The sequence below is a fragment of the Segatella copri genome, from assembly GCF_026015625.1.
GTDB classification, from domain to species: domain Bacteria; phylum Bacteroidota; class Bacteroidia; order Bacteroidales; family Bacteroidaceae; genus Prevotella; species Prevotella copri_H.
In genome coordinates this window covers 2771547-2787380 of the sequence record NZ_JAPDVG010000001.1, presented here as the reverse complement: position 1 = coordinate 2787380, position 15834 = coordinate 2771547, and the positions used below count along the sequence as shown (strand labels likewise).

The following is a 15834-nucleotide window of genomic DNA, read 5'->3' as shown; positions in this document are numbered from 1 at the left end:
TTGGGCTACTTACCTTTTTTGTTTAATGAATGGTATTGTTATTTCTGATTTATTTTCCTTCGATAAAGGTCATTCCGCCTGGACCTACTTCATCACGGCAGCGTTTTAACAATTTGGCTGGCGTTTCTTCGCCATCATCGAAAGGTAATGCTACTACCGTTTTTTTGCCATAATAGTTTGCCATACCTCGGTTAATCCAATAACCTGGATAAATAGTGATATCATGGAAGGCATCGGATGGCATCTTTACGGTAAGCGGATTTAATACCAGATGATCTGCCTTGCTTTGCTTTACGGCAATTTCGCGCTGCTGCATTTCTAGGTCAAACTTCTGTGCTGTTCCTCTACGCAGCAAGGAGAGTGTTCTGTTGGTAGTAGTTGGCTTTGCTGTGATAGAAAGTACCAACACAAGCCAGTAATATACCGGTAGCCATCTGAAGTATTTATTATATTTCAGTCTGATTGCCTCTGTCAAGTTTACAATAGCAACGCTTATTGGTTCCAGATTAGCCGCTCTGCGCTGAAGAGCACCAGAAAGATAGTAGATATTGAAGCAAATCATCCACAGATGCACATAGAAGTATACATTCTGTGTTCTGTCTGCTCCTTTGGTTCCCATGGCATAGCTGTTTGGAAAAAAGAAGGCGCAATAAAGTAGGAAAGAGATGAGCAGATAAAGCCATGGATGAGAAAACCTAAAGTGGGATGCCTTGGCTAATCTTGCAAGGAAAGGTATGAGAATGGTAAACATGAGTATTTCTGTGATTTTAATGGCATCAGCGAGAAATTCTATGCCCTTTGCTATCGCAATAAAGAAGGCTGAAACCACATTCGGTTGACTGGTGACTGTGGATTGGCGGACAGTATTGCCTGGTGCAAATACACTGAAAGCAAAAGCGCAGGCATAAATGATAAGGATAGAAAGCAAGAAGAAAGGAGTCTTCTTCCTCTCCACCCACATCCATACGATTGCCATAAAGAGAATGGCTGGCATACCCAGACCGGTAACAAAGTTGCCGCCGGCAATGAATATGGCGAGTGCTGCGGAAACCAGCGTGATGATGATTTTCGCTATGATAGATTTTGTAAGATGGAATTCGATGAGTAGGGAGGCAAGAAACAAAGAAATACTATAATATAAGGTATAGTACATCGCTCCGTTATACCAGCAGAATGCATCGTAGAACGACCATACGAACTGTACGGTCATTAATACAAATAGAGTAGAAATGAAAGTGTATTCCAATTTGCTGATATGTAGCAATCTGCGTAATATTGTGTATCCCAGTGTATAGGTGGAAAGAATTAGACTTCCCAATAGAATAATCGGTACAAGCCAGTATTTGCCAAAAATTCCAGGTTGTAATGCCATCAGGAAACATGCCGAATAGGTACCCTGCCATGTCTGGTAGATATGCATGGATTCTGCCCAGGCCGCCTGAATACATGCCCCAAATGAATGGGTGGCAGTCCAAGCCTTGTAGACAGGAGCTCCGAATACATAGTCATCTGCAAACTGATGGAGATAGGGACCTGTTGCCACAACAGGGATGACGGATAAGATTAGAATACAAATCGCCAATATCGTATGGCTTTTTAACAATTTCTGATTCATCGTATTATTGTTTTTGCTTATTTTTATATGTATAATAACAGAGAAACTTGTGCTTTCTTGCACTAATAGTTGTTAAATTATATAAATGCCGTTAAGACTAAAAGGAAAAAGCTTTCAAGAAAGGAAATGGACATCATGTAGACGAACCTATATGATGACCATGTCTTTTCTTGCCTCGAAATTGGCGATAGTCTTGACGATTTCTTCTGATATGTCATCGGATACATACGAGAAGTCCTTGCCGGTGCGGATGGCTTTGAGGAAGGAGAGGAGCATATAGCGCAACCCTTCTCCATCCAGCTGGTAGAAGTAGCGCTTGTTGTTCTGCGGATTCTCGTATCTCACCTCGAAGTAATCGGTCTTCCACCATGGGGCTGGTACGTAGATGTATCCCTTGGTGCCCGAGATAATCAATTCGCCTTCCGACTTCACGCCTTGACCAACCTTCAGCGAAGCTACGGCATGAGGATAGAGGAAGGATATCTTGGTAAAGGCATCATAGCGCTTTGCTTCGTCCAGGAAGTGAGTGGCTATCTGTTTGTTGCTGTATTCTGTGCCTAGAAGCTGGAAGATAGGCAGGAGTGCCGTCGGTCCCCAGGCGCAGATACTGTTCCATTCGTAAAGACTCTTCTGTGAATCCTGGGTCGGGTCAAAGTCTACGAGACTGGTGCAGGTTGCATCCACCGACATGATATCACCGATGATACCGCCCTTAGCCAAGAGTAAGAGTCGGTAATAGGCTACGGAATAGGCGGTCTTGATAGAATCCATCAAGACTACCTTCTTATTTTTTGCTATTTCCTTGAGTTCTTTCCATTGCTGAGGCTGAAGAGTGATAGGCGATTCGCACAATACGTGTTTGCCAGCTTCTAATGCCTCCTTTATTTGAGCATAGTGCTTGCTTGGGGCAGAGATAACATAGAGCGCATCGCTTTCATTCAGGAGTTCCTGAAAACTGGCTGCCTGCTTTTCCGCTGCCTGCAGATTCTCTGAGAGATATTGGTCGTTGAGGGAGAAAACCTTTCCTGCCTCTAGCCCATTGACATATTGGCTTTCGCGCTCTATCTTGTTGAGGATAGGCGATTCGCCAACCAGTCCGAGGCTAACCACCTGCTGCTCGCTTCTGATCTCCGTGCTCGATACGCCCTGAGTGCGGTCTAGATAAACCACCTTGCAATAAGCGTTGAGATAGTCAAACTTGCCTCTCCAGTCAGAACCTACGGTAAAGATATCTACGTCCAGTCGCTTGATGTCGTCAATCTTCTGTCCCTCGTATTCCTCGATGATGATTTCATCGGCAATGCCAGTGGCACGCACGGCTTCCACTCGTTCCATGAGGGATTGTTGTACATTGATTTTGCCACGCTCACGGTCGAAGGTATCCGAGGTTACGCCCACGATGAGGTAGTCGCCCAAAGCCTTGGCGCGCTCCAGGAGACGGATGTGACCATAATGAAGCAGGTCGTAAGTACCGTATGTGATGACTTTAACCATAAGTTTCTCTATCTTGAAAGTTCTCTATACCTTATTATATATATTATAGCAGCCCCTTTATAGCAGTCCCTTAGCCTGCATATCCTTCAGTGCATCAACGAGAGTGGTGTTGTCTTCCGGACTCAGGTTGCCGAGATGACCTACACGGAACACCTTTTCTGCCATGTCGCCACCATTAGGACATACCCAGATGCCATATTCGTCTTTCAGCTTCAGGAAGATGTCGTAGGCTGAGGCGTTCTGTGGATGCAGAGGAGTAACGGCATTTGACATTGACTTTGATACGATGGTGAATGGCAGGTCCTTGATCTTACTTCTGAAATCTTCGGCAAGCATTTTCATGCGCTGGTTCTCGCTCTCCACACCGCCATTGCGCTCTATCTCCTTCAGGCGGGCATGAATCTGCAGTAAAGTTCCTACGGCTGGGGTGAAAGGAGTCTGTCCACGCTCACCGTTCTTCAAGGCATCCTTCAGGTCGAAATACATCGACTTAACATTGTTTGCCTCTACTCGCTTGATTGCCTCTGTATCGAGAATGATGACAGAGATGCCTGGAGGACATGCCAGTGCCTTCTGTGAACCCGTAATCATTACGTTCACGCCGAGTTCCTTCATGTTGAATGGATCCGCGAGGAAAGAACTGATGGAATCTACGGCCAGGAAAATATGGTTGCGATGACAGAAGTCGCTGATCATCTGGATGTCGTAGAGTACGCCGGTAGAAGTCTCATGTAGATTGACGAGGAAGCCGGTGTAGCCTTGTCCCTCGTATGGCTTGAGGTCTTCTGCCGTGAGTGGAGTCCCCATCTCAAGCTTGATTTCTGTATGTGGAATCTCATGAATTTCACAGAGTTGTACGAATCGGTGACCAAAGCTACCGCCATTCACTACCAGTACTTTGTCGGCAGGAGTGAATACATTCATAACCACGGCTTCCATAGAGGCTGTGCCCGAACCTGTGATAAAAACAGTGCGGGCATCGTCTGATGCCTTGGCAAACTGCTTCATCAATTGTTCGTTCTCCTTCATGATGGCGGAGAACTCTGCTGTTCTGAAATAAGGCACCTGCTCAGCGCCGATGGCTCTAACTTCATCGCTTGCCATCACAGGTCCTACTGTAAAATTAAGCATATCTTTATTCTTTTTTGATTCTTCCAAATGTCTTGATGCTGGTATATTTGCGCCAGAGATTCAGCTTTCTCTTCTTCGGCACACCATGACGGCGGATGTAGTCTTCGGCTCCGTCGAGCATGCGCTGGCATACGTTGCCGTCCAAATATGGATCGTAGTTGTCTACTATCCACTGTCTCTTGGCTATCGCCTCAGGGTCTGTGAGGGCATGGTCGTAGGCGGCAATCAGTTGATCAGGTTCCGTGATGTTTTCCCAGTAGATATCCTTGGATATGGTGCCGAGGGTGATTACTGGGCGAGAGAGCAGCAGGAACTCATAGATGGTAGAAGAAGTGTCGCTGATGAGCGTATCTGCCATCAGCTGATATTTGGTTACGTTCTCTCCCTTGTCGATGAAGAGAACATCCTTCTTGGTTGCAGCCCATTCACGGTATTCATCTACCCATTCCTGACGGGTAAGCGGATGGAACTTCATTACTATCAGGGCATTGCGCTCCTTAGCCAGCTTGCCCAACTCTTCCTTGATGTAAGGAAGCGAAGTGAGTTTTGGCGAGAAGGTTGGGGCATAAAGGATCAAGGTCTCCTTGCCGCTTTCCCTGAGCAGTTTCTCTCGGTCGGCATCATATTTATGCAGGTTTTCCTTGATCCAATCCTGCTTAGGCCATCCCGTTTCCAACACCTCGAAATCTCCATATCTCTTGGCCAGAGCCTCGAAGTGGGAAGTGAAGTAAGGACCTTGGGTGAAATAGGTGTCAAAGTAACGGCGGATAATCCAGTGATCTTTCTTCTCTGCGGCATAGCCGTGGAATACCTGTATCTTGACGCCTGGCAGATAGTAAGGCACAATGTTGCCTGGCACATAGATAGCCTCTGGCTGGAAGTCATAGACTTCTTGAATAGAGTTGGTCCATTTCACCTGGTCGGCATATGGAAAACTGTCTATCTTTGGTTTGTGGATATACCACAATATCTCGTGTGGCAAATGTTGCTTTGTCACATGTTCTTGTATCGGATTAAGTATGTCTATGGCATACTTGTTTTCACAGAAAAGAACTATTCTCATGATTCTATAGGAATTACTTTACCGTTTTTAATTTCATATCGCTTGTCAAACTCCTCCTTGGTTCGCTTCCATCTGTTATGCGTCCATAAATAATAGGGTGGATTCCGGCGGATGGTTTCTTCCAGCATCTGGAAGAAGCGACGGGTAATCTCGTGCTCCGGCAGGGAGTTCGGATTGCGGGTGATGAGCTTGTAAGTGGCTGTATAGTAGCCGCGCTTAGGGCGGGACATCTCTACATAGAACACGGCATCGTTCATCTTCCTCATGATTCTCTCGCCACCCGTAAACACAGGGGTTTCGGGATGGTTGAGGAAAGGAAGCCATAAGTGGATGTTCTCCCACTTGGGACCCTGGTCGCTGATGTAGCCGAAGATGCTCATGATGCCCTTGCGCTTGTAATCCACCAAGTAGCGGAGGATGTTTTTCTTGGGCACCACCACGCCATTCTCCTCGTGAGAACGGATGCGCTTGAAGAGTTCGTCGAAGGCTTGGTTGCGCAGAGGATGATAGATGAGACCCATCTTGCGTGACTTGGGCAGTTCGATGCCCACACATGAGAGCCACTCCCAGTTGCAGTAATGGCCCAGGATGGCTGCCACGTTCTGACCTTCCTGGAAACATTGCTCCACCTCCTCGCTGTTGATGACCTGGAATCGCTGGCGCAACCCCTTGTCACTGATGCTGAGCAGTTTGACAGCCTCGAAGAAGTAATCACTGAACCAGCGATAGAACTTCTTCTCGATGTCGATAATCTCTTCTTCTGATTTCTCAGGAAAAGAGCTGGTGAGATTCTTACGCACAATGCCTCTGCGGTACTTGATGACGTAATACATCATGAAGTACTCGAAGTCGGCAATGCAATAGAGCAGCCTGAAAGGCAGCAGCGATATTGCATAAAAGAATGCATAAACAATCTTAACCATCTGTAAAACTATAAATTCTTAACTATTAACTCTTTACTCAATTACACCTGCTGCATATCATGCAACTTCTTGTAATATCCTTTTTTTTCAATCAGTTCCTCATGAGTACCACGCTCCACAATCCTACCCTCGTGCAATACGCAGATTTCATCGGCATGCTTGATGGTACTCAATCGGTGAGCCACAGCCACGGTGGTACGGGTTTTCATCAGTTTCTCCAAGGCATCCTGAACCAGGCGCTCGCTCTCGGTATCGAGGGCTGATGTTGCCTCATCGAGGATGAGGATAGGAGGATTCTTGAGGATGGCACGGGCGATGCTGACACGCTGGCGCTGACCACCGGAGAGTCTGCCGCCTCGGTCACCGATATTTGTATCGAAACCATGCTCCGACTTGGTAATGAACTCGTAAGCATTGGCTATCTTAGCTGCATTGGCTATTTCCTCATCCGTAGCGTCGGTCTTGCCGAATCGGATATTGTCCTTGAAACTTGCATTGAAGAGGATAGCCTCCTGGTTTACATTTCCTATCAGCATGCGAAGGTCATGTACGGCAAGGTCTTTCACATTAATGCCGTCAATCAGCACCTCGCCTTCCTGTACATCATAGTAACGTGGAATCAGATCTACCATCGTACTCTTACCGCTACCGCTCTGACCAACAAGTGCAACAGTCTTGCCTTTTGGTATCACGAGATTGATATCCTTTAATACATAAACCAGTTCGGCGCTCTTTCGGTCGGTATAGGCGAAGGAAACGTGGCGGAACTCTATCTGATGTTCGAAGCTGCTGATATGCTCAGGGTTCTCCTTGTCCTTGATTTCCACCTCAGCCTGCAGAATCTTGTCGATACGCTCCATACTTGCCAATCCCTTTGGAATATTGTAACTCGCTTTGGAGAATTCCTTCAGCGGGTTGATGATGCTGTAGAGCATCACGAGATAGAAGATGATGGTAGGACCGTCGATTCTGCCGTAATCCAGAACCAGGATACCGCCAAACCACAATACCACTACGATGAGGATAGTTCCCAGAAACTCACTCATCGGGTGTGCCATCTGCTGGCGGATATTTACACGCATGATGTTGTCGCGGTAGCTGCTGTTAACCTGATTGAAACGCTTGTTCATCTTTTCTTCAGCACAGAACGCCTTGATGATGCGCAAGCCGCCCAGCGTTTCTTCTACCATACTCATCGTATCGCTCCAAAGTGCCTGTGCCTCGATACTGTGTGCCTTCAGTTTCTTGCCCACTACTCCCATAAACCAGCCGAAAGGTGGTACAAAGAGAATGGTGAAGAGGGTGAGCTGCCAGCTGATGCAGATGAGTGTAACGAAATAGAAGAGAATCAGGACAGGATTTTTGAAGAGCATGTCGAGCGACGACATGATGCTGTTCTCCACTTCCTGCACATCACCGCTCATGCGGGCAATGATATCGCCCTTGCGCTCCTCGCTGAAGAAACCGAGCGAGAGACTGTTTATCTTCTGGTAAATCTGGTTGCGGATGTCTCTTACGATACCTGTACGGATAGGTATGATGGTGGCTGACGAGAGGAAATAGGCTCCCGTCTTGAGGAATGTCATGAAGGCTAGGAATATGCCGATGACCAAAAGGGCAGTTGATGCACTATGGACAACAATAAACTCCTGAATATAATAATACAGGTTATTGGTTGCAACCTCCTTGATGCTACCCCAATCTCCATTCCAGTGCATATACTCGTTGACACGGATACCACCATCTACTTGGAACAGGATTTGCAGGATTGGTATCAAGGCTGCAAACGAAAAGATGTTCAATACCGCAGACAGGATATTGAACAGGATAGACAGTCCCAGATACTTCTTGTATGGAGGGACGAATCGGCGTAAAATTTGCAAGAATTCCTTCATAGGTGCAAATATAGTGCTTTTTAAGAAAACCGCCAAACTTTTGGCGGTTTTTCTTGTTTATATTCTGTTTTTTCTTTTAGAAGAGTCTTTTTATTCAGAAAAAGCTGTTCTGATGAGTTTGGTTTTACTCCTTTACTTCTTCTCCGAAGAGAGTAGCAGAGGTAGAACCGGTGATGCGAACCTTCACGAACTCTCCGATATGGTGGTTACCCTTATCAATGACAACCGCCTTGTTCTGTTCTGTTCGACCCATCATCTGCTCGCGGCTACGCTTGCTGAAGTTCTCGATGAGGATGGTGAATACCTTGCCTTCATCCTTCTTGTTCTGCTCGGCACTCACCTCGGTCTGCAACTTGATAAGTTCGTTGAGGCGGGCTATCTTGGTTTCCTCAGAAACGTTGTCTGGCAGATGCTTGGCGGCATAGGTGCCCGGGCGCTCTGAATACTTGAACATGAAGGCGCTGTCGAAGCCTACTTCCTTCACCAGCGAGAGGGTTTCCTGATGGTCTTCCTCGGTCTCGTCGTGATAACCCACGAAGATGTCGGTGGTGATGCCGCAGCCTGGAATGATGCGCTTGATGTCGGCGATGCGCTGCAGATACTCCTCACGGGTGTATTTGCGGTTCATCAGCTTCAAAATCTTGTTGCTTCCGCTCTGTGCAGGGAAGTGGATGTGCTTGCAGAGGTTTGGCTCTTCGGCGATGGCGTGGAGGATGTCCTCGGTCATATCCTCTGGGTTAGAGGTGGTGAAGCGTACTCGCATATCCGGCACAGCCTGGGCTACCATGTGGAGGAGTTCGGCGAAGGAAAGACTGCCTTCCTCGCGCTTGCCCGATGGAGAGAGACCATAACTGTTTACATTCTGTCCAAGCAGGGTAACTTCCTTGAAGCCACGCTGCTGCAAATCGCGAACCTCACGCAGGATGCTCTCAGCATCGCGGCTGCGCTCACGTCCACGGGTATAAGGCACGATGCAGTAGTGGCAGAAGTTGTTGCAACCACGCATGATGCTTACGAAACCGCTCACTCTGTTGCCACCGATGCGCTGAGGCACGATGTCACGGTAAGTCTCGGTCTTAGAGAGTTCTATGTTGATGGCATTGGTACCCATCTCGCACTGCGCAATCATATCCGGCAGGTTGAGATAGCTGTCTGGTCCGCAAACCAGGTTGGCATAGTGGTTCTGGATGAGGTCATCCTTTACGCGCTCAGCCATGCAGCCCAAAACGCCGAGAATCACCTTTCTTCCCTTCTTCTGCTCTGCATGGAGGGTGTCGAGGCGATGATAAATCTTGTTCTCTGCATTCTCGCGGATACTGCAGGTGTTCAGGAAGATGGCATCAGCCTCTTCTTCTTTCTCACAAATTTCGTAGCCAGCCATCTGCATCACAGAGGCAACTACCTCACTGTCTGCCACGTTCATCTGGCAGCCATAAGTCTCAATAAATAGTTTCTTCATTGTTCTAGATGAATTCTATTCGTTTATAATGTTATTGTAATTAAAATATGTATTTATCTGAATCTCAGTCGCGAAGAAGGAGTATGATGCTCTATCATTCCCTTCGATACTGCCATCAATACAAAATAGATGACGACGGCAGAGATGAGGCCAGCGATGGCATCGATGAGATAATGCGCCTGAATATATACGGTAGCCAGACACAGGAAGATGTAGAATGGCAGCATCACGTATAGCAGTTTTCGGTTGCCGGTATGCCAGACCAGGAGCATGCAGATGGTGCTCACGCCCACATGCGAACTTGGGAAAGCGGCAGTAGGACGCTCGCCGGCGTTCTTGGCGTCTTCTACAAGCTGGTAGAAGATTCCATCGGTGTAGCCCGGTGTCGGCAGGCAGTTGGTATGGGTATTGAAGTAATCGCCCAAAGCCGGGAAGATGCCTTTGGTTATTTCTGATATTCCTACTGCATCAAAGTAGAAGGTCGGGCCCACTACCGGTACATAGATGTAGATGAGATAGTAGATAAAGAAACCGGCGAGCATGACGAATGCAGCTCTTTCTGCCTCATAATATCTGCAGAAGAAATAATAGAATGTAACTAATGCAATCATCGGATAATACATAAAGTAGCCCATCGACATCAGTTCGCTTACTACAGCCCAAGGCAGAGCTTTGGCAAAGAGCAGGGCGGGTTGACATCCGAAAAGATCCTGCTCCCAACCTGCAAAGATATGGTCTAGGTTTGGGAACATACGATTGATTTCGTAGGTGTCGGGATACCACCAGGCAAGCAAAGCCATCTGGGCAATGATGCGCACCATCTTGGTGATGCGGCAAGGTATCATGCGGTATACTGCCCAAAGGGCAATGGTCATGACGAGCACTCTCAGTCGTCCCCAGAGCATAGCTTCCGGGTTTACGAGTTTGGTGTAGGTAAAGAGCATGGTGATAATGGTGATTGCCATATATCCCAGCATGACCCATTCCAGTGTCATCAGTCCCTTCTTCGGGTTCTTGTCTATCTTGAAATAATCTTTTATCACGCTTCTTATTAGTTTATAATTTACAGCCATCCGTTATCCTTGTACCACTTGATGGCGAGCTTCACACCTCTTTCCAGTGGATAATGAGGATGATAGCCCAGTTCATCCATGGCTGGCTCAATATCACATCGCCAGTTGCGCTGTTTCAGAATGTTGTACTTATCATTGTTCAGGGCCGACATCTTGCCGGTCATTCTTCCGAGATATTCTCCGAAGAAGGTTACGATGCGCAATACCCAGACAGGTGCCTTGATGCGTAGCATCCAAGGATTGCCTAACTCCTTTTTTATCAGGTCGCTGAAGGCGGCCGACTGGTATACTTCTCCATCGCTGAGGAAGTATTTCCTGCCGTTCATTCCATGATCCAGAGCCAGGAATACAGCCTGTACTACGTCCTGTACATATACAAAGGTGATGTCCTGGCGCTTGAATCCTACAGCAAAGTCAACATGCTGCTTGATGCTCTGTGCCATGAGGAAATAATCTTTCTCTCTAGGACCGTAAACTCCTGTAGGGCGGAGGATGATATAAGGAAAGTTGTTGCCGATGCTGTCCAGATAGCGTTCTGCCTCCAGCTTACTCTTTCCGTATGCAGTATTTGGCTTAGGAGTATCATGTTCTGAGATTTCCTGATAAGGCTGCTCTTCGCGGATGGCTCCAAAGATGCTGAGCGAACTGACAAAGACAAATCGCCTGATAGGCATCTGGAGGCGCAGAAGAACGTTCACCAGATGCTTGGTTCCCTCTGTGTTTACCTTATAAAAGTCCTCTGCATGCAGGCACTTCGTTGCGCCGGCTGCATGCACTATATAGTCGAACTCGTGCGGGGCGAGTTCTTTCTCCAACTCTTCCTCTGAAGAAAGATTGAGATTGATAAAATGGATGCGCTCGTCTTGCAGATACTTTCTGGAACTGGTAGGGCGTACTGCCGCCCAAGTTTCCATGCCCTGTCTTAAGGCCTCTTCCACGATGTAGCTGCCGATAAAGCCCGACGCACCCGTTACTAGAATCTTCATTAATAATTTATAAAATTGCAATTTCGGCTGCAAAATTACAACAAAAAATCGACTTATCCTCTATGTTATGCCAAAATTCTTTCTTTTTCTTTGTGAAATCACTTCTTTATGGCAACTTTGCTGTTGTGAATCAAGTATCTTGCTTAAAAACATATCTGTTTATCCTATTTAATATAGGTAGAAAATAAAGATAGGGCATGAAGCCCACTAATGAACTTCATGCCCTATAAACTGTTAACTATAAACTATAAACTGTAAACTCTCCCTAAGCTTCATGCTGTCTTACACCCATGCGGGCCTCTACTACGTTTACTACATAGTCGCCGAGTTTCTCGCATTCCTGAATGATATCCATATACATGGTACCGATGGCGTAGGTATAGAGATGGTTGTTTACATCGTTGATGTTCTGGCTCTTCAACTGATTGCGATAGTTGTTGATTTCGTTCTCGATGTTGAAAGAGAGGTTGGCATCGTTGTCTCCCTTATGACCTACGAGTGTGATGTTCATCTGGGTAAGGGCATTGTCGGTAAGTTCCATCATCTGGTGCATGTGCTCATACTGTGAAGTGATGAAGTCTTCCTTGCCTTTGAAACGGCGGTTCAGCGTGCGTGCGATGTTGAAGCAGCTGTCACCGATACTCTCGATTTCAGAAATCTCACGGAGCATGGCACGAATCTTTGCCTTGGTCTCGTCAGAAAGATGAGAATCGCTCACCTGGTCGAGATATTTGGCAATCTCTATCTCCATGTTGTCAGAGATGCCCTCGTATTTCTCGATGCGGCTATAGAGTTTTACAAACTTATCTTCATTGGTTTCGCCAAGAAGCGTCTTCACCATGCCGAACATGCGTTGGATGCGCTCGGCAAAGCAATGAATCTCTTTCTGTGCCTCCAAGACAGAGATTTCCGGTGTCTTCATGATACCGCTCTGGATAAAGCGCAGGCGGAAGTCGTCCTCATCGGTATTCTTCTTAGGACGGATAATCTTGCATACCAGCTTCTCTATCTGTGGAATGAACCATACCAGGATAAAGGTATTGGAGAGGTTGAACGTGGTATGGAAGGCGGCAAGCACAAAGGATAGCTTGGCTGCATTGGCTACGAAATGAGGATTAGTCTTCTCCATGGCATCGTCGAAACCTACCCAGCCGCAAACCAGATGGATGAACGGGCGGAATACGCAGAGTATCCAAAGCACACCGAAGATGTTGAATACCATGTGCGCCATCGCCGCTCTCCGGGCCTGGGTGTTGGCGGTGAGCGCTGCCACATTGGAGGTTACGGTTGTACCGATATTCTCACCCATCACAAGCGCAATACCCTGATAGATAGGCAATACGCCGGTAGAGCAGAGAATCATCGTAATCGCCATGACGGCTGCCGAACTCTGCACGCACATAGTGAGTATACTACCAATAATCAGGAAGGTGATGGTAGTCTGGAAACTGTGAGGGTCGAAACTTGCAAAGAATTCAAGAACCGGCTGATTATGAGCCAGATCCATGTCGATACCGGTTTGGCGTAAAGTACCCAAACCGAGGAACATAAAGGATATACCGAAGATGAAGTCGCCGATAATCTTGCGCTTCTTGCTGTAAATCAGAATGATGGCGATGAAGAACGCCGGCCATACAAAATCTGTGATGTTAAACGAGAAACCGGCACTCATGATCCATGCGGTGAGCGTGGTTCCGATGTTGGCGCCCATGATAACGGAGATAGCCTGGGCTAGGGTAAGGAGACCTGCGTTAACGAATGATACGGTCATCACCGTTGTGGCTGTAGAAGACTGCACCGCTGCGGTGATGAGCGTACCCGAGAGGATGCCCGTCAAACGATTGGTGGTCATGGTTCCTAACACATGGCGGAGCTGTGGTCCTGCCATCTTCTGCAAACTGTCGCTCATGGACTTCATACCGAACATCAGTAGGGCGAGTGCTCCAATAAGCTTAAAAAATATCCAAATCGACATATAATAACTTAATTAATGTTGTCAAATACATCAAGTTTCCGAATTTCTTCGTAACTTTACACACTGTAGGCGTCTCTCTTCTAAAAAGAGTAAGCCGATGCTCAAAAAGCACCTTCGGGGGCTTCGAGAGCGGGTAGATTAGTTTAATTTTGTAACATAGTTTTAATACAAATGAAACAAGTAATTCAAATCCGTTGCAAAAATAATAAAAAATCTCAGAAAGTAGAAATCGGAAGCACACTTTTTGATATTTTTTCAGCATTTGACCTCAAAATGACCCACGGACCGGTGTCTGCAAGGGTAAATAACAAGGTTGAAGGCATGCATTATCGTGTTTATAATTCTAAAGATGTAGAATTTCTTGATATGACTTCTTCATCCGGTTCGCGTGCATATACCCGTACCCTCTTCTTTGTTCTCTGCAAGGCGGTACAGGACATTTATCCTGCTACAGATGTGGTGATTGATATCCCCGTATCGAATGGTTTCTACGTAGATATTCGCCTGGGCAGACCTGTTGTTGATGAAGATGTGAACATCATCCGCCGTCGCATGCAGGAGATTATCGATGCCAGAATGCCGATACGCCGCTTCACCGTGCCTACCGAAGAGGCAGTTGCGCTGTTTCAGGAGAAAGGAGATGTTGAGAAGGTGAAACTGCTCAAGACATCGGGCTCTATCTATACTACCTATTATAAAATAGGTGATTATGTAGATTATTACTACGGCACGCTGCTCACCAATACCTCGCAGCTCTATCTCTTCGGGCTGGAGAAATATTATGATGGCATGCTCCTGCGCATTCCTTCGCTCAAGAACCCGGATGTGCTGGGCGAAATGACCCGACAGGACAAGATGTTTGAGATATTCAAGGAGCATCATCGCTGGCAGAGTATCCTGGGCATCAGGACTGTAGGCGATTTTAACCAGGCGATAGATGCTAATCATGCTACTGACATCATCAATATCAGCGAGGCGCTGCAGGAGAAGAAAATTGCCAAGATTGCTGAGGAAATTGCCAGCCGCAAGGGCGTGAAACTGGTGCTGCTGGCAGGTCCTTCTTCTTCGGGCAAGACCACTTCGTGCAAGCGCCTGAGCATACAGCTTGCCGTAAACGGATTGAAACCGCTCCAGATTTCGCTCGATGATTATTTCGTAGATAGGGAGAAAACGCCGAAGGATGCTTCGGGCGAATATGATTATGAGAGCATCTATGCCCTGGATCTCGATTTGATCAACGAGCAGTTCAACGCCCTCTTCCGTGGTGAGGAGGTAGAATTGCCGAAGTATGATTTCCAGAGCGGAAAGAGTAAAAAGAGCGGCAACAAGCTGAAGATGAACGATAACAATGTGCTGGTGGTAGAGGGCATTCATGCATTGAACCCTGAGCTGACGGCCCACATCCCGCAGGAGCAGATATTCAGAGTATATGCTTCGGCGCTGACCACGATTCTTCTGGACAATCACAATTATATCCCGACGACAGACAACCGTTTGCTTCGCCGCATCATCCGCGATTACAAGTATCGAGGTGTCTCTGCCCAGGAAACCATTCATCGCTGGCCTTCGGTAAGGGCGGGTGAGAACAAGTGGATATTCCCGTTCCAGGAGAATGCCGATGCGATGCTCAATACGGCGATGCTTTATGAGCTGGCTGTGATTAAGACGCAGGCAGAGCCGCTGCTGCAGCAGGTTCCGGAGAATTGCGAGGAATATGCTGAGGCTTACCGGTTGCTTAAGTTCCTGAAATACTTCAAGGGTATACCTTATAATAATCTGCCGCCTACTTCGCTTCTGCGAGAGTTCCTGGGGGGCAGCTCGTTCCATTATTAAAGGTTTTATCTTTCGGAGATAAGTTGGCTGTTTGAGTAGGACAGCCAACTGGCAGAAGCCGGACAGCCGACTAGCGCCTTATCCGCTAGTCGGCTGTTTGTCTTTAACAGTCCTCGGAAATGGGTTTGTCTGATTTCCTTTTAGGCGTCTGATTTTCTTTTTTATGCGATAGACGAAAAACTCTTCACTCTTCACCAAATGCTCCGAAACCCTAGTGTTTATGGGCATTCCGAGGGGTGAAGAGTGCTCGGACACTCTTCACCCACTCTTCACCACTCTTCACCCTTCAGTTCTGGCTAATTTGCAATTCTCCTATCTGTCTTTCGCATCTGTTTCCGTTCCTGTCGGTGAAGAGTGGTGAAGAGAGGGTGAAGAGATAAAAACAAC

Annotated in this window: 11 protein-coding genes; 1 reads left to right on the top strand and 10 read right to left on the bottom strand. The window is 47.1% G+C overall.

Features of this window, described 5'->3' with window-relative positions; all coding sequences use genetic code 11:
• Window positions 1–49 precede the first annotated feature (49 nt).
• The 10 genes from ONT19_RS11665 to ONT19_RS11620 all read right to left on the bottom strand — a co-directional run bounded on the left by ONT19_RS11665 (window position 50) and on the right by ONT19_RS11620 (window position 13614).
• Window positions 50–1615 carry a DUF6056 family protein gene (locus ONT19_RS11665; protein WP_264952029.1) on the bottom strand — a complete coding sequence of 522 codons (1566 nt, stop codon included), beginning with the start codon at window positions 1613–1615 and terminating at the stop codon, window positions 50–52.
• 147 nt (window positions 1616–1762) lie between these two features.
• On the bottom strand, window positions 1763–3109 hold the full coding sequence (locus ONT19_RS11660; protein ID WP_264952028.1) for a Gfo/Idh/MocA family oxidoreductase: 1347 nt from the start codon (window positions 3107–3109) through the stop codon (window positions 1763–1765).
• Between the two features lie 57 nt (window positions 3110–3166).
• Window positions 3167–4240: a pyridoxal-phosphate-dependent aminotransferase family protein gene (locus ONT19_RS11655; protein ID WP_264952027.1), complete on the bottom strand. Its 1074-nt coding sequence runs from the start codon at window positions 4238–4240 to the stop codon at window positions 3167–3169.
• A 4-nt stretch (window positions 4241–4244) separates the two neighbouring features.
• A complete protein-coding gene (locus ONT19_RS11650) occupies window positions 4245–5303 on the bottom strand; it encodes a CDP-glycerol glycerophosphotransferase family protein (RefSeq protein ID WP_119228987.1) in 1059 nt (352 codons plus the stop codon).
• Complete coding sequence (locus ONT19_RS11645) at window positions 5300–6226, bottom strand: lysophospholipid acyltransferase family protein (protein WP_119228986.1); 927 nt, start codon at window positions 6224–6226, stop codon at window positions 5300–5302. The genes ONT19_RS11650 and ONT19_RS11645 overlap by 4 nt, the downstream gene beginning before the upstream one ends.
• Before the next feature lie 41 nt (window positions 6227–6267).
• Window positions 6268–8121: an ABC transporter ATP-binding protein gene (locus tag ONT19_RS11640; RefSeq protein WP_264952026.1), complete on the bottom strand. Its 1854-nt coding sequence runs from the start codon at window positions 8119–8121 to the stop codon at window positions 6268–6270.
• A 124-nt stretch (window positions 8122–8245) separates the two neighbouring features.
• On the bottom strand, window positions 8246–9580 hold the full coding sequence (miaB, locus tag ONT19_RS11635) for a tRNA (N6-isopentenyl adenosine(37)-C2)-methylthiotransferase MiaB (protein WP_006848118.1): 1335 nt from the start codon (window positions 9578–9580) through the stop codon (window positions 8246–8248).
• A gap of 53 nt (window positions 9581–9633) precedes the next feature.
• Entirely contained in the window at window positions 9634–10653 is a 1020-nt protein-coding gene (locus ONT19_RS11630) for a phosphatase PAP2 family protein (RefSeq protein WP_264952025.1), read from the bottom strand.
• Window positions 10644–11639: an NAD-dependent epimerase/dehydratase family protein gene (locus ONT19_RS11625; protein WP_117693260.1), complete on the bottom strand. Its 996-nt coding sequence runs from the start codon at window positions 11637–11639 to the stop codon at window positions 10644–10646. Before ONT19_RS11625 ends, ONT19_RS11630 begins: the two co-directional genes overlap by 10 nt.
• A 265-nt stretch (window positions 11640–11904) precedes the next feature.
• Entirely contained in the window at window positions 11905–13614 is a 1710-nt protein-coding gene (locus ONT19_RS11620; protein WP_203068346.1) for a Na/Pi cotransporter family protein, read from the bottom strand.
• Window positions 13615–13785: 171 nt separating this feature from the next.
• On the opposite strand from ONT19_RS11620, the gene ONT19_RS11615 reads away from it, so the two are divergent.
• Window positions 13786–15447, top strand: a complete 1662-nt coding sequence (locus ONT19_RS11615; protein ID WP_022121510.1) for a nucleoside kinase — start codon at window positions 13786–13788, stop codon at window positions 15445–15447.
• The last annotated feature ends 387 nt before the right edge of the window (window positions 15448–15834 follow it).

Excerpts from the sequence above, each read along its gene's own strand:
- ONT19_RS11665 (WP_264952029.1), bottom strand. The coding sequence starts at position 1,615 with ATGAATCAGAAATTGTTAAAAAGCCATACGATATTGGCGATTTGTATT.
- ONT19_RS11660 (WP_264952028.1), bottom strand. The coding sequence starts at position 3,109 with ATGGTTAAAGTCATCACATACGGTACTTACGACCTGCTTCATTATGGT.
- ONT19_RS11655 (WP_264952027.1), bottom strand. The coding sequence starts at position 4,240 with ATGCTTAATTTTACAGTAGGACCTGTGATGGCAAGCGATGAAGTTAGA.
- ONT19_RS11650 (WP_119228987.1), bottom strand. The coding sequence starts at position 5,303 with ATGAGAATAGTTCTTTTCTGTGAAAACAAGTATGCCATAGACATACTT.
- ONT19_RS11645 (WP_119228986.1), bottom strand. The coding sequence starts at position 6,226 with ATGGTTAAGATTGTTTATGCATTCTTTTATGCAATATCGCTGCTGCCT.
- ONT19_RS11640 (WP_264952026.1), bottom strand. The coding sequence starts at position 8,121 with ATGAAGGAATTCTTGCAAATTTTACGCCGATTCGTCCCTCCATACAAG.
- miaB (WP_006848118.1), bottom strand. The coding sequence starts at position 9,580 with ATGAAGAAACTATTTATTGAGACTTATGGCTGCCAGATGAACGTGGCA.
- ONT19_RS11630 (WP_264952025.1), bottom strand. The coding sequence starts at position 10,653 with ATGGCTGTAAATTATAAACTAATAAGAAGCGTGATAAAAGATTATTTC.
- ONT19_RS11625 (WP_117693260.1), bottom strand. The coding sequence starts at position 11,639 with ATGAAGATTCTAGTAACGGGTGCGTCGGGCTTTATCGGCAGCTACATC.
- ONT19_RS11620 (WP_203068346.1), bottom strand. The coding sequence starts at position 13,614 with ATGTCGATTTGGATATTTTTTAAGCTTATTGGAGCACTCGCCCTACTG.
- ONT19_RS11615 (WP_022121510.1), top strand. The coding sequence starts at position 13,786 with ATGAAACAAGTAATTCAAATCCGTTGCAAAAATAATAAAAAATCTCAG.